The organism is Candidatus Pelagibacter sp. RS39, from assembly GCF_002101315.1.
Taxonomy (GTDB): Bacteria; Pseudomonadota; Alphaproteobacteria; order Pelagibacterales; family Pelagibacteraceae; genus Pelagibacter.
Window position 1 is genome coordinate 265,548 of record NZ_CP020777.1, and the last position, 12,499, is coordinate 278,046.

General features: G+C 24.8%; 12 protein-coding genes. 11 read left to right on the forward strand and 1 reads right to left on the reverse strand.

The features are described 5' to 3' along the window. From B5L73_RS01440 to B5L73_RS01455, 4 genes are read left to right on the forward strand one after another with little or no spacing between them, the layout of a single operon-like run. A complete protein-coding gene (locus tag B5L73_RS01440) occupies positions 1–1,182 on the forward strand; it encodes an N-acetyl sugar amidotransferase (RefSeq protein WP_085147063.1) in 1,182 nt (393 codons plus the stop codon). After that, positions 1,179–1,793, forward strand: a complete 615-nt coding sequence (gene hisH / locus B5L73_RS01445; protein ID WP_085147065.1) for an imidazole glycerol phosphate synthase subunit HisH — start codon at positions 1,179–1,181, stop codon at positions 1,791–1,793. Before B5L73_RS01440 ends, hisH begins: the two co-directional genes overlap by 4 nt. A 3-nt stretch (positions 1,794–1,796) precedes the next feature. After that, on the forward strand, positions 1,797–2,564 hold the full coding sequence (gene hisF / locus B5L73_RS01450; RefSeq protein ID WP_085147067.1) for an imidazole glycerol phosphate synthase subunit HisF: 768 nt from the start codon (positions 1,797–1,799) through the stop codon (positions 2,562–2,564). 12 nt (positions 2,565–2,576) lie between these two features. Further along, positions 2,577–3,422, forward strand: coding sequence for an N-acetylneuraminate synthase family protein (locus B5L73_RS01455; RefSeq protein ID WP_085147069.1), 846 nt, complete (start codon positions 2,577–2,579; stop codon positions 3,420–3,422). Between the two features lie 3 nt (positions 3,423–3,425). On the opposite strand, the gene B5L73_RS01460 is transcribed toward B5L73_RS01455, so the two are convergent. Further along, complete coding sequence (locus B5L73_RS01460) at positions 3,426–4,595, reverse strand: hypothetical protein (RefSeq protein WP_085147071.1); 1,170 nt, start codon at positions 4,593–4,595, stop codon at positions 3,426–3,428. 92 nt (positions 4,596–4,687) lie between these two features. Here B5L73_RS01460 and B5L73_RS01465 point away from each other — a divergent pair, with 92 nt between their 5' ends. Genes B5L73_RS01465 through B5L73_RS01495 form a run of 7 tightly spaced genes read left to right on the forward strand, consistent with a single transcriptional unit; the run spans position 4,688 to position 12,498 of the window. Next, complete coding sequence (locus B5L73_RS01465; RefSeq protein WP_085147073.1) at positions 4,688–6,472, forward strand: ABC transporter ATP-binding protein; 1,785 nt, start codon at positions 4,688–4,690, stop codon at positions 6,470–6,472. Continuing rightward, the gene (locus tag B5L73_RS01470; protein WP_085147075.1) at positions 6,459–7,130 is read left to right on the forward strand and encodes an acetyltransferase; all 672 of its coding nucleotides are present in this window, start codon (positions 6,459–6,461) and stop codon (positions 7,128–7,130) included. The genes B5L73_RS01465 and B5L73_RS01470 overlap by 14 nt, the downstream gene beginning before the upstream one ends. 3 nt (positions 7,131–7,133) lie before the next feature. Continuing rightward, positions 7,134–8,297: an aminotransferase class I/II-fold pyridoxal phosphate-dependent enzyme gene (locus B5L73_RS01475; RefSeq protein ID WP_085147077.1), complete on the forward strand. Its 1,164-nt coding sequence runs from the start codon at positions 7,134–7,136 to the stop codon at positions 8,295–8,297. Beyond that, positions 8,297–9,280 carry a hypothetical protein gene (locus B5L73_RS01480; RefSeq protein ID WP_085147079.1) on the forward strand — a complete coding sequence of 328 codons (984 nt, stop codon included), beginning with the start codon at positions 8,297–8,299 and terminating at the stop codon, positions 9,278–9,280. Before B5L73_RS01475 ends, B5L73_RS01480 begins: the two co-directional genes overlap by 1 nt. Before the next feature lie 11 nt (positions 9,281–9,291). Beyond that, positions 9,292–10,584, forward strand: coding sequence for an aminotransferase class III-fold pyridoxal phosphate-dependent enzyme (locus B5L73_RS01485; RefSeq protein ID WP_085147081.1), 1,293 nt, complete (start codon positions 9,292–9,294; stop codon positions 10,582–10,584). Position 10,585: 1 nt separating this feature from the next. Further along, positions 10,586–11,581 (forward strand): N-acetylneuraminate synthase family protein, encoded by a 996-nt coding sequence (locus B5L73_RS01490; RefSeq protein ID WP_085147083.1) that lies wholly within the window; start codon positions 10,586–10,588, stop codon positions 11,579–11,581. Further along, positions 11,578–12,498: a glycoside hydrolase family 130 protein gene (locus B5L73_RS01495; protein ID WP_085147085.1), complete on the forward strand. Its 921-nt coding sequence runs from the start codon at positions 11,578–11,580 to the stop codon at positions 12,496–12,498. The genes B5L73_RS01490 and B5L73_RS01495 overlap by 4 nt, the downstream gene beginning before the upstream one ends. Position 12,499 lies beyond the last annotated feature (1 nt).

Below are 12,499 nucleotides of genomic sequence, written 5' to 3' on the forward strand. Positions count from 1 at the left end.
ATGAATTCTAAGCTAAATAGATGTACAAGATGTGACCTTCCTGAGACACATGAAACAATTGATTATGATAAAAATGGAACTTGTAATTTATGTAATAGTTTTGAATATAAAAAAAAAGACATTGATTGGAAAAAAAGAAAAAAACTTTTAGATGAACTTATTAATAAATTTAGAGGTAAATCTGATTATGATTGCATAATTCCATTTTCAGGTGCTAAAGACAGTACTTTTCAACTATATTACTTAATGAAAGAGTATAAAATAAAACCACTAGTCGTAAGATTTAATCACGGTTTCTTTAGAGAGACTGTTTTAAACAATTCATCAAAAGTGTTAAAAAAACTTGGGGCAGATTTTTTGGAATTTACACCTAACTGGAAAATAGTAAAAAAATTAATGATGGAAGCATTTAAAAGAAAAACAGATTTTTGCTGGCATTGCCATACAGGAATCTTTTCATATCCACTCAGATTAGCTTTGATGTATAGAGTTCCCCTGGTATTTTACGGAGAGTCAACAGCTGAATTTGAGAATTACTATGATTTTAGAGATGATAAAATAGATTATTATGATGAAAAAAAATTCAATATTAAATATACACTTGGTATCACGGCACAAGATATGCACGGCATGATTAACAAAAAAGATGATCCTGTAGATTTAAGAGATTTATTACCTTACACTTTCCCAGATAAAGAACAAATTAAACAACTTAAATTAACTCCTGTTGCTTTAGGAAGCTTTATTGATTGGGATGCCTCAAAGCAAACTGATATTATAAAAAAAGAGCTAGGTTGGGAAAATGATGAATTAGAACACGTCCCCAAAGAATTAAATAAAAACGGAGATAAAATTGAGTGTTTTATGCAAGGAACAAGAGATTATGTTAAATGGCTTAAAAGAGGTTATTCAAGGATGTCACAAATTAATAGCTTATTGGTTAGAAATGGAAAAATGTCTGCTTCAAAAGCAAAGGAGTTAAATGAGAAATATGATGGCTTAAAACCTCATTCATTAGAGATATTTTTAGAATATATGGGCTTAGAGGAAAAAGAATTTAATGAAATTATTCAAAAAATGGTAATTCCCCCTCATGAGCCAAATTTTCACAATAATAATGTAGCAAAAAAAACATGGGATTTTGATAATTGGTATAGAGAAAATAATCATAAACCAAAATGATTGGTATAATTAACTTTGGTTACGGAAATATACAATCTATTATTAATGCTTTAGATGAGATTGAAGTAGGCTCGAAAGTAATTAAAAACCCTAAAGACATATTGAAATTTAGCAAGATTATTTTACCAGGAGTCGGATCTTTTAAAACTTGTTTTCAAGAGTTGGTTAAAATGGGATGGAAACATGAAATAGATGAATATTTAAATAAAGAAAAATATTTGTTAGGAATATGTTTAGGAATGCAGCTTATGTTTGAATGGGGTGAAGAAGATGGAGGCTCAGAAGGTCTTAACTTATTTAAAGGTAAAGTTTCTAAACTAGAAGCTAGCAATTTAGAAAAAGTTCCTCATGTTGGTTGGAATAATATAAGTTTAAAAAAAAAAAGTCATTTATTTAAAAATATAAATGAAGATGTAGATTATTATTTTACTCATTCTTATATGTGTGTTCCAGAAAATAAATCAGATATTACTGCTACTTTTCAATATGGATTAGAAAATGTAATTGTTGCTTCAGTCTCAAATGAAAAAAATATCTATGGAACGCAGTTTCACCCAGAAAAAAGCCCTCCTAACGGCCTGAGAATTTTAAAAAATTTTGACAATTTATAAGCAATGTTAAAAAAAAGAATTATTCCTGTTTTGCTTTTAAAAAATGGTAGAATGGTAAAAGGAAAAAATTTTAAAAATTATATCGATACTGGTGATCCTAATAAGGCAGTGGATATTTATAGTTCTCAGGATGCAGATGAATTAATATTTATAAACATATCTAAAGATGATATTTCTAAAAAAAAATTTTTAGAAATATTGAATAGATCATCAAAAGAATGCATAATGCCGCTTTGTGCTGGAGGAGGAATAACTAACTCAGAAGATGTTAAAGAATTAATTGAATTAGGAGCTGACAAAGTTCTTTTAAATACAATTTTAACAACAGATTTAAGTGTAATTAAAGACATTTCCTCAAAATTTGGAGCACAATGTATTGTTGCTGCGATAGATTATAAAAGAAATAATAAAACTGGTGAATTAGAGGTTTGGTCAAATTGTGGAAAAGTTTTAACAAAATTAAATTTTTTTGATCACATTCAAAATATAGAAAGATTAGGAGTTGGTGAAATATTTATTAATTCAATTGATTGTGATGGAATGATGAGTGGGTATGATATAGAAATATCAAAAATTGTTTCTGAAAAATTTAATACACCCACAATTTTTTCAGGTGGAGCTGGCAATTTTAAAGATCTAATCGAATTATTTAAAAAAACACAAGCTTCGGCAGCTGCCTGTTCCAGTTTATTTCATTTTAATGATTATAATCCAATCCAGATAAGATCATATTTAAATAATAATGGTGTCAAAATGAGGAAATTAAAGTAAATTATTTGTTTTATGAAAAAAAATTTCTCAAAACCATTTATTATTGGTGAAGTTGGAATAAATCATAATGGATCCTTAGAATTAGCAAAAGAAATAATTTTGTTGGCAAAAAAAAGCAATTTTGATGCAGTAAAACTTCAAAAAAGAGACTTAAATATATGTATTCCAGACTCGCAAAAAAATAAAATTAGAGAAACTCCATGGGGAGAAATGACTTACTTAAACTATAAAAAAAAAATTGAATTTAATGAAAAGCAATTTCGCAATCTTAAGGAATTTTGCAAAAAAATAAATATAGAGCTTTTTTGTTCAGCATTTGATGTTGAAAGTTTAAAGTTTTTAAAAAAATTAAATTTTAGATATAATAAGGTTCCGTCGGCTTTAATCACAAATTTGAATTTTTTGGAGGAAGTTGCAAAACAAAAGAAAAAAACTTTTATTTCCACGGGAATGTGCAGTATGAAAGATGTTCAAAAAGCAGTAAAAATTTTTAAAAAACATTATTGTCCGTTTATTTTGATGCATTGTGTTTCCGAATATCCTTGTCCAGAAGAAAAGTTAAATTTGAATATGATACCAACATTAAAAAAAAAGTTTAAATGTGAGGTTGGGTATAGTGGTCATGAACCCTCATTATCGCCTACATTATTTGCATGGACATTAGGAGCAAATTTTATAGAGAGACATATTACAAATGACAGAACCAATTGGGGTACAGATCAATCTGCGTCTTTAGAAGGACCTGGGATGAGTTCACTTGTTACAATTCTTAAAAAAGCTAAAAATTTTTACGGTGATGGAAAAAAAACAATTACTGCAAAAGAAAAAGAAATGTTAAAAAAATTTAAATATTGGTAAATCTTAAATATTTATAATTTTTTTATATATAATTGTAGATCCTAGGAAATTACCTTTACTTTTAATATGTTTCTTTGTGAAAGAAATAAAAGATCTTATTGGTTTACTAGATTTTGCTAAAACATTTTTTTTATTAAAATTGAGATTTTCAATATTTAAATTTTGGATATCCAAGTATTTTTTAAATCCCTTGATATGATATTTCACATTTTCATCATTATATTGAGAATAAATTGCTAACATTCTTTTTTTTAAATAAAAACCATCTAAGATCGAAGTAGTATCAAAAAATAAAATTACATACGAATTGTAAATATAATGCAATGTTTCAAATTGGAAAACTTTAAAATTTTTAAATAATTTTCTTTTTTTAAATAAATTGTCTCTTGGATGTATACAAACTACTATTTTTTTTTTTAAAGTTTTTTGCATCTTTACTAAAAAAATATTTAATAATTTGTAATGTTTTTTTACAATCTTATATGGAATCTTCCCTCTTAATTTTAAAGATGATGGGTGATCGAAAAAATCATCTAACAAAACGATAAATTTTTTAGATAATTCAGGTTTTTTTTTTTTTAAATTATCATAATTTCTACTATTAATTAATTCTATTTTTTTGAAACTACTTAGGCCAAATTTAAAAATTAAACTTTCTTCTATTTTTTTGAATTTTTCATAATTACTTAAAAAAAATATTTCATATTTTGGAAGCAAATTTGTTGCTCTTAAAAAAGATTCAAATTTATTGGTTAATAATCTTACTATTTTATATTTTAAACTTTGGAAAATTTTTGTAAAAATTAATTTGTCTTCTTGATTAATTGTTGGGATATCTTTTAACAACGAAACTTTAAATTTTAGTTTCTTAAAAATAAAATTTGTAGAGATACTTGGTAAATTATTCCCAAAGTTATTTATTAAAATACAAACAACATTCTTATTGGAACTAAAGTTTTTTAACTCATTAAAATCCTTTGGCTCAAAAATTTTAAATTTTTTATTTTTCTTTTCTGGTTTAAAATTTTCTTTTGAATTATTAAGATAATAATAATTTAAAAGATAAAAATTTTTTAGTTTTTTATTTAACTCTTCAATTAAAAATTTGTGAGAATTGTAGATATTACTTGAAGATCTATCGCAATATAAGAGAAAATAAAATTTATTCTTCATGATTTAAAATTATAAAAATTACTATGGTATATTAATTTTTTTAATAGTATTTGTAAGAATAATAAAATAGTTTAATTATAGCAATATTCTTAATGATAAATAATATTAAAACTCTTTGCACTACAAAACAAATTATTTTTCTAATTCTTCTTTTATTTGCATCTTTGTTAATGGCAATTTTAGAATTTCTAAGTTTGGGATCTATTCCAATTTTTGCATCAGCCCTAATAGGAGGAGACTTACCTGAAAGATTAAGCTTTATAAATGAGATTGAAATTGATTTTTTAGATTTAGATAAGAGTAATTACCTATTCTTAGGTTGTGGAATTGTAGCTGCTTTATTTCTCTTTAAGAATATTTTTTTTGGATTTGTTGTTTACTTTGAGAATAAAGTAATACAAATAATTAGATCTCATTTAGGCTTAAATTTATTTAAATTTTACTTATCGAATGACTACTCTTTTCATTTGAAAACTAATCCAGCAATTTTATTAAGAAACGTAGAGGGAGAGGTGAGTCAAACTACAACTGTAATTTTAAGATTTTTAAAATTATTTAGGGAAATTACGATTTTAATCACAATTTTTTCATTACTGATTATTGTAAATTTTAAAATTACATTAATAATATTTGGAGCATTATTTACTTTTTTGTCAATATTTTTTATTTTAACTAAAAAAATTTTAGAGAGAAGTGGAAAAGAGATGCAATTTGTTAGAGCACAAAAAATTCAACACATAAATCAAAGTTTTAGTGCGATTAAAGATATTAAAGTAATGAATAAAGAAAAATATATAAGTCAGCTGACAAAAAAAAATATTGATGGATTTGAGAAACCTTTTCTTTTAGTTCAGGTAATTAATTCGTTACCAAAATTATTTATTGAAACTCTTATAGTTTTAGGTGTAATAATTTTCGCGATAATTTTTGTTGCTTTAGGTAAATCTTTATTGGCAACCTTGCCAATTTTATCTTTAATAGTTGTTGCTGCTATAAGATTATTTCCTTCATTTACAGCTATTTCTGGAAGCCTGATTGCAATAAAAACATATAGGCCTTCTTATAAACTTGTTACAAAGGAATTTGAAAAGTTGAATTTAAATAAAGCTAATCTTAAAAAAAATTTATCTCCATTAAAGAATTTGTTATTCAATAAATCTCTTTTGTTTAAAAATGTAAATTTTTCTTATGATGCAGATAAAAGATTAATATTAAAAGACATTAATGTCGAAATAATTAGAGGAAAAAAAGTTGGTATTATTGGTAAATCAGGCTCAGGAAAAAGTACTTTTGTAAATCTTTTGATTGGTCTGTTAAAACCAGTTAGTGGAAATATTTATATTGATAATATAGACGTAAATGAAAATTTAAAAAAATGGCAAAGTATGATTAGTTACATCCCTCAAGATATATATTTAATTGATGATACAATTAAAAGTAACATTGCATTTGGTATTGATAATCGCAATATTGATGAAATAAAAATTGATAAAGCTGCAGAAGACTCGAGATCAAAAGATTTTATTAAAAAATTACCTCAAGGTTTTGATACTTTAGTTGGGGATAGAGGAACAAGGCTTTCTGGGGGTCAAAAACAGAGAATCGGAATAGCAAGAGCTCTTTATGATATTAAAAATATAATTGTAATAGATGAGGGAACAAATTCGTTAGATTTTGAGAATGAAAAAAATATTATAAACAATATATTTTTAGCTGGTAAAAACAAAACTATAATTATGATTTCACATAATCATGAAACTTTAAAGAATTGCGATGAATTAATAATTATAGATGAGGGAAGAATTTTAGACAAAGGAAATTATAAGGATCTCTTCACAAAATACGATTTTACAAAATTTATAGATGATAAAAAGTAATAAACTAGCAATATTTGGTAATTCACTAATGGCTGAGATAGCTTATTATTATTTTAAAAATTATAGTGATTATGAAATAATTTGTTTTGTCTCTGAAGAAAAATTCATTAATAAAAAAAAACTTTTTGGTGTAGAAGTAATTTCACTAAAAAAATTTCTTAAAAAAAAAGATCAAAAACCTAATATTTTTATAGCAATTGGTTATAACAAACTTAATAAAATCAGAGAGAAGTTTTTTAAAATTTTTAAAAAGGAATATAATTATGAAGTTATAAATTTTATACACCCAAACGCGTCATGTTATCAAAATGATTTAGGGGTTAATAACTTCATAATGGACAATGTATCTATAAATCCCTTTACTAAAATTGGTAATAATAACATATTTTGGTCTAATTGTGTGATTGGTCATCATACAAATATTGCAGATAATAATTTTTTTAGTGGAAACTCAACAATTTCAGGAAATTGTGAAATAAAGAACAATTGTTTTTTTGGAGTTAACTCAAGTATTAAAGATTCAATTAAAATTCAAAGTGATTGTTTTATAGATGCAAACCAATACGTTTCAAAACATTTAAAAAAAAATACATATTTTAATCAAAAAATTAATCCTAAATTTCTAATTAAATCTAAGCAAATTTTTAATATTGACTAGCAAATGTTTTTTTATAATCGTCACAATATAAATAAATTAGATATCGAATATGTAAAAAAATCACTTAAATCAAATAATATTACCAAGGGTCAATTTTTAAAAAAATTTGAGTATCAACTATGTAAAACTTTTAAGTCTAAATATTCATTAGTCACAACTAATGCAACATCCTCCTTTTATATTTTATCAAAAGTTCTTAATTGGGATAAAAAAAGTAATATAATCGTTTCTCCTCTAACATTTGTTGCTGCAGCTAATAGTATAATTGCAGCAAGCGCTAGACCAATTTTTGTTGACATTCAAGACAACGATCAAAATTTAGATCCAAATTTGGTTGAAAAAACTATCCAGAAATTTAAGAAGAAAAAAAAAAAAATTGATGCCATTATTGTTACAGATTATGGAGGAACACCTGCTAATTGGAGGAAGTTCTATAAAATAAAAAAGAAATATAAAATTATTTTAATTAATGATAACTGCCATGCAATGGGTTCTAAATATTTTAATGATATCGGTTATGCTGTAAAGTATGCAGATGTCGTTATTCAAAGCTATCACCCTGTTAAAAATATCACTTCAGGTGAAGGTGGTTCAATATTAACAAATAACAAAAAAATTTTTTTAAAATCAAAAATTTTAAGAGAACATGGTTTTGAAACATATAATTCTCATAATTATTGGGAGAGAGAGGTTTTGACTCCTGGGCTTAATGCAAGATTATCAGAGCTAAATTGTGCTTTAGGTTTTAGTCAATTAAAAAGATTAAATAAAATAGTAAATGAGAGAAGAAAAATAGCGAAATTATATAATATTTATTTTAAAAACCACAAATATATTTCAATCAATAAATCAGACCCAAAAATTTTTTCATCTTATCATCTTTATTGTGTGAGAATAAATTTTGAAAATCTAAATATAAAAAAAACTGTATTTCATAAAATTTTGAAAGAAAAATATGGAATAATGCTTCAAGTTCATTATATTCCAACTTATAGACTACAGGCTTTTAAAAATAACTCAAATATCAAAAATCTTAAAAATAAATTTAAAAAAACTGAACAGTATTATAATGAGTCTTTTTCAATACCTTTACATTTAAAGCTTTCTAAAAAAAATATTACTTATATTTGTAAGGCCATCGATGAAACGATTAATGCCTTAAAGTAATGAAAAAAAATATTTTATTTTTTACAGAGGCATCAACTAAAATAGGATATGGTCATTTAAGTCGATGTTTATCTTTGTCTGATTTTTTAAAATCAAAGTACAAAATTTTTTTTATATCTGAAGAAAATATTCAGAGATTTTTACCAAAATCTATAAAAATGATTAATTTTGATAATCATAAAAATTTTTCTTTTAAAACTGTAATTATAGACTTAAAGAATTTAAATAAAAATAATTTTGATAAGATAAAAAAATTTAAAATTAAAAATAAAATAATAATTTCAGATCATATTAATTCAAAATTAAAATCATCCTTGACAATTATTCCTTATCTGAAAATTATTAAAGCTGATAGAGGCCAAAAAGTAATAAATGGCTTAGATGCACTAATATTAAGCAAGAAGTTAATTAGTTTAGCAAAAAAAAAAAGGTCTATTAAAAAAAAATTAAACTATTCAATTATTACCATATGTTTTGGCGGCAGTGACCCAAAAAATTATACATATAAAATTGTCAATGACATAATTAAATTAAATTTAAATTTAAATATTAAATTTAAAATTATAATTGGGAGCTTGTATAATAAAGAAAGTGAAAAAAAATTAAAAGATTTAACTTATAATTTTAAAAACTTTGAAATTTATAGAAATCCAAAAAATTTATATAAAATATTTAATCAATCAAATTTAGCATTAATTAATAGTGGAAATATTAAATATGAATTTGCCTCATTGGGCGTCCCCTTTTTTTTATTCGCAAATGACAAAAAATCAAAAGTTTTTTGCAGAATTTTTAAAAATTATTTTAAATTTTTTTATTATAAGGATTTTAATTTTCCTAGAAAAAAATATTTGAAAAATTTATTGTGTAATTTATCTAGGAAAGAAAAAAAACTAAATTTTTATGCTAAATTTAATAAAAAAAGGATTAATTTGAATAGTATTCATAACGTAGTAAAACATATAAATAACACAATTATTTAATCTTATTATTAATGCACAAAAAAATTTATAAAAAAGCTCAAAAGATTATACCTAATGGCTCAATGCTTTTTTCAAAAAAACCCGAATTGTATCTTCCTGGAGGTTGGCCAACTTACTTTTCAAAATGTAAAGATTTATACGTTTGGAATTTAAATAATAAAAAACTCACAGATTTTTATTTTGGAGTGGGTCAAAACATTCTTGGTTACACTAACAAAGAAGTCGATAAAAAAGTTATAAAATCATGTAAACAAGGGAATATGAGCAGCCTAAATTGTGTGGAGGAAATTAAACTTGCAGAAAAACTTATAGAGCTTCATCCATGGGCACATATGGTCAAATTTGCTAGAAGTGGTGGAGAAATAAGTTCTATAGCGATTAGAATTGCACGAGCAGCCTCAGGAAATGATAGGGTGGCAATATGTGGATATCACGGATGGCATGATTGGTACTTAGCTGCTAATTTACAAAATCGTCAAAATTTAGATAAACATATTCTTAAGGGTCTAAATCCGCATGGTGTCTCTAAATCACTCAAAGATACAATATATCCATTTTTATATAATGATTTTGAACAATTAAAAAAAATAGTTAACAAATATAAAGTTGGAACTATTATGATGGAAGTAAGAAGAGACCAAGAACCAAAAAATAATTTCCTTAATAAAGTAAGAAAGCTTTGTGATAAAAAAAATATTATATTAATTTTTGATGAATGTACATCTGGATTTAGACAAACACTTGGTGGATTACACAAATTTTATAAAGTAAATCCTGACATGGCTGTATTTGGTAAAGCTTTAGGAAATGGATATGCAATTACAGCGTTAATTGGAAAAAAAGAAATAATGAAAGAAGCACAAAAAACTTTTATTAGCAGCACATTTTGGACCGAAAGAATTGGTTATGTTGCTGGTTTAGCTTCTTTGTCTGAAATGAAAAAAACTCAATCTTGGAAAATAATAACAAAAAATGGCTCGTATATTAAAAAACTTTGGCAGCAAATAGCAAATAATAATAATCTGAAAATTAATATTGGTGGCCTTGATGCTTTGCCAATTTTCAATTTTGATAATAAAAATTTAGAATATAAAACTTTGATAATACAAGAAATGTTAAAAAAAAACTATCTTGTATCTAATGTTATATTTTTATCGATTTTGCATAATAAAAAATTTATTGATAAGTATATTTCTAATTTAGATAAAGTTTTCAAAATAATAAAAAAATGTGAGGAGGGTGAAAGTTTAAAAAAATATCTTAAACATAAAGTGTGCTTTTCTCCATTTGATAGATTGAATTAAAATGAAAATAAAAGATATTATAAATAAAAAAACTTTTATAATTGCCGAAATTGGATCTAATTTTAACCAAAGTTTGTCCAAAGCTTATAAATTGATTGATATGGCAAAATCGTGTGGTGCAGATGCAGTAAAATTTCAACTTTTTAAAGCAGATCAGCTTTATCGAAAAAATACAAAAGAATACAGGGTTTTTAAGTCTATAGAATTGAAATATACATGGGTAAAAAAATTAAAGAGATACTCAGATAAGAAAAAGATAATTTTTTTTGCATCTTCTTTTGATAAAGACTCAACAAAATGTTTGATTAAATCAAATGTTAAGATACTTAAAATAGCATCATCTGAAATTACAAAACTTCATGATTTGTGTTATGCGGCATCTTTCAAAATACCAATGATTATCTCTACAGGGATGGCTGAATTGTCTGATATCTCAGAGGCAGTAGATATTTGTAAAAAAATTGGAAACCATCAAATATGTTTATTATACACATGTTCACTTTATCCAACTTTGCCAAATGATTTAAATATTTCCAACATTGTAAAGTTATCAAAAATTTTTGACCTACCAATTGGACTATCTGATCATACAATTGGTAATACAGCGGCTATTTCAGCGGTATCACTAGGAGCTAAAATAATCGAAAAACATATTACTTTGGATAAAAAAGATGAGGGACCAGATCATTTTTACGCAGCTGAGCCCGATGAGTTTAGAGATTATGTTAGAAAAATTAGAGAATGTGAAAAACTGATTGGAAAAGAGGGTATAGAAATAAATACAAAGGTCAGAGTTTCTGCGAGAAGAAAAAGCATTTTTATTAAAGTAAATTCAAAAAAAAATTCAATTATTTCAAAAAAGAACATTTGTATTTACAATAATAATGCGCGTGGAATAGATGTAAGATATTTTAATTATTTACTAGGCTTTAAATTCAAAAAAAATGTAAAAAAAAATTCTCCTCTTAAGTGGCAAAATATAGAGTTTAATAAATGAAAACTAAAAATTTTGATTGGAAAAAATTGGGTAGGGTATGCAAACCAAGAAATAATTCTTTTTGGACAAAAACATATTGTATGCTTCCGACTCCAATAAGAATTAAATCAGACTTATTTAGAGTATTTTATTCTAGCAGAAATAAAGAGAATAAATCTTTCATAACTTATACTGATATTGAATTGAAAAATAATATTAAGATTATTGATCATGCAAAGAAGCCATGCTTGGCACCAGGAGAGCTTGGTTGCTTTGATGATAATGGTGTAACACCCTCATCTGTAATTAAGATAAAAAAAAAAATTTATTTATATTATGTTGGCTGGAAACCAAGATCTACTACTAGATATTCTTTAATGGGAGGAATAGCGATATCAAGTGATAATGGAAAATCTTTTAAAAGATACTCAAGATCATCAATGTTTATGTCTACAAATAAAGAACCGTTTCAAATTATGACTGCACCCTTTGTTTTAAAAGAAAAAAAAAAATGGAGAGTATGGTATGTATCATGTGAAAAATGGAAAAACAGTGACTATCCTATTTATAACATTAAATATGCAACTTCGAAAAATGGACTTAAATGGACTCAAACTGGAAAAGTTTCAATTAAATTAAAAAAAAAGGAACGAGCAGTGGCTAGGCCAACTGTTATTAAAAAAAACAAAATGTTTCATATGTGGTATAGTAAAGAAAATAAGGTAGGCACCTATACGCTTGGATATGCAATAAGTAAAAATGGTATTAATTGGAAAAGAAAAGATAATTTAGTCGGTATTTTTAAATCAAAGACCGGTTGGGATTCAGAAATGATAACATATCCAAATGTAATATATCATAATAAAAAATATTTCATGTTTTATAATGGAAATAATTATGGAAAATATGGTTTTGGTATTGCTATATCAAAAGAATAGT

What these genes read in the sequence shown, in the direction of transcription:
- B5L73_RS01440 (WP_085147063.1), top strand. Translation starts at nt 1, where the DNA reads ATGAATTCTAAGCTAAATAGATGTACAAGATGTGACCTTCCTGAGACA.
- hisH (WP_085147065.1), top strand. Translation starts at nt 1,179, where the DNA reads ATGATTGGTATAATTAACTTTGGTTACGGAAATATACAATCTATTATT.
- hisF (WP_085147067.1), top strand. Translation starts at nt 1,797, where the DNA reads ATGTTAAAAAAAAGAATTATTCCTGTTTTGCTTTTAAAAAATGGTAGA.
- B5L73_RS01455 (WP_085147069.1), top strand. Translation starts at nt 2,577, where the DNA reads ATGAAAAAAAATTTCTCAAAACCATTTATTATTGGTGAAGTTGGAATA.
- B5L73_RS01460 (WP_085147071.1), bottom strand. Translation starts at nt 4,595, where the DNA reads ATGAAGAATAAATTTTATTTTCTCTTATATTGCGATAGATCTTCAAGT.
- B5L73_RS01465 (WP_085147073.1), top strand. Translation starts at nt 4,688, where the DNA reads ATGATAAATAATATTAAAACTCTTTGCACTACAAAACAAATTATTTTT.
- B5L73_RS01470 (WP_085147075.1), top strand. Translation starts at nt 6,459, where the DNA reads ATGATAAAAAGTAATAAACTAGCAATATTTGGTAATTCACTAATGGCT.
- B5L73_RS01475 (WP_085147077.1), top strand. Translation starts at nt 7,134, where the DNA reads ATGTTTTTTTATAATCGTCACAATATAAATAAATTAGATATCGAATAT.
- B5L73_RS01480 (WP_085147079.1), top strand. Translation starts at nt 8,297, where the DNA reads ATGAAAAAAAATATTTTATTTTTTACAGAGGCATCAACTAAAATAGGA.
- B5L73_RS01485 (WP_085147081.1), top strand. Translation starts at nt 9,292, where the DNA reads ATGCACAAAAAAATTTATAAAAAAGCTCAAAAGATTATACCTAATGGC.
- B5L73_RS01490 (WP_085147083.1), top strand. Translation starts at nt 10,586, where the DNA reads ATGAAAATAAAAGATATTATAAATAAAAAAACTTTTATAATTGCCGAA.
- B5L73_RS01495 (WP_085147085.1), top strand. Translation starts at nt 11,578, where the DNA reads ATGAAAACTAAAAATTTTGATTGGAAAAAATTGGGTAGGGTATGCAAA.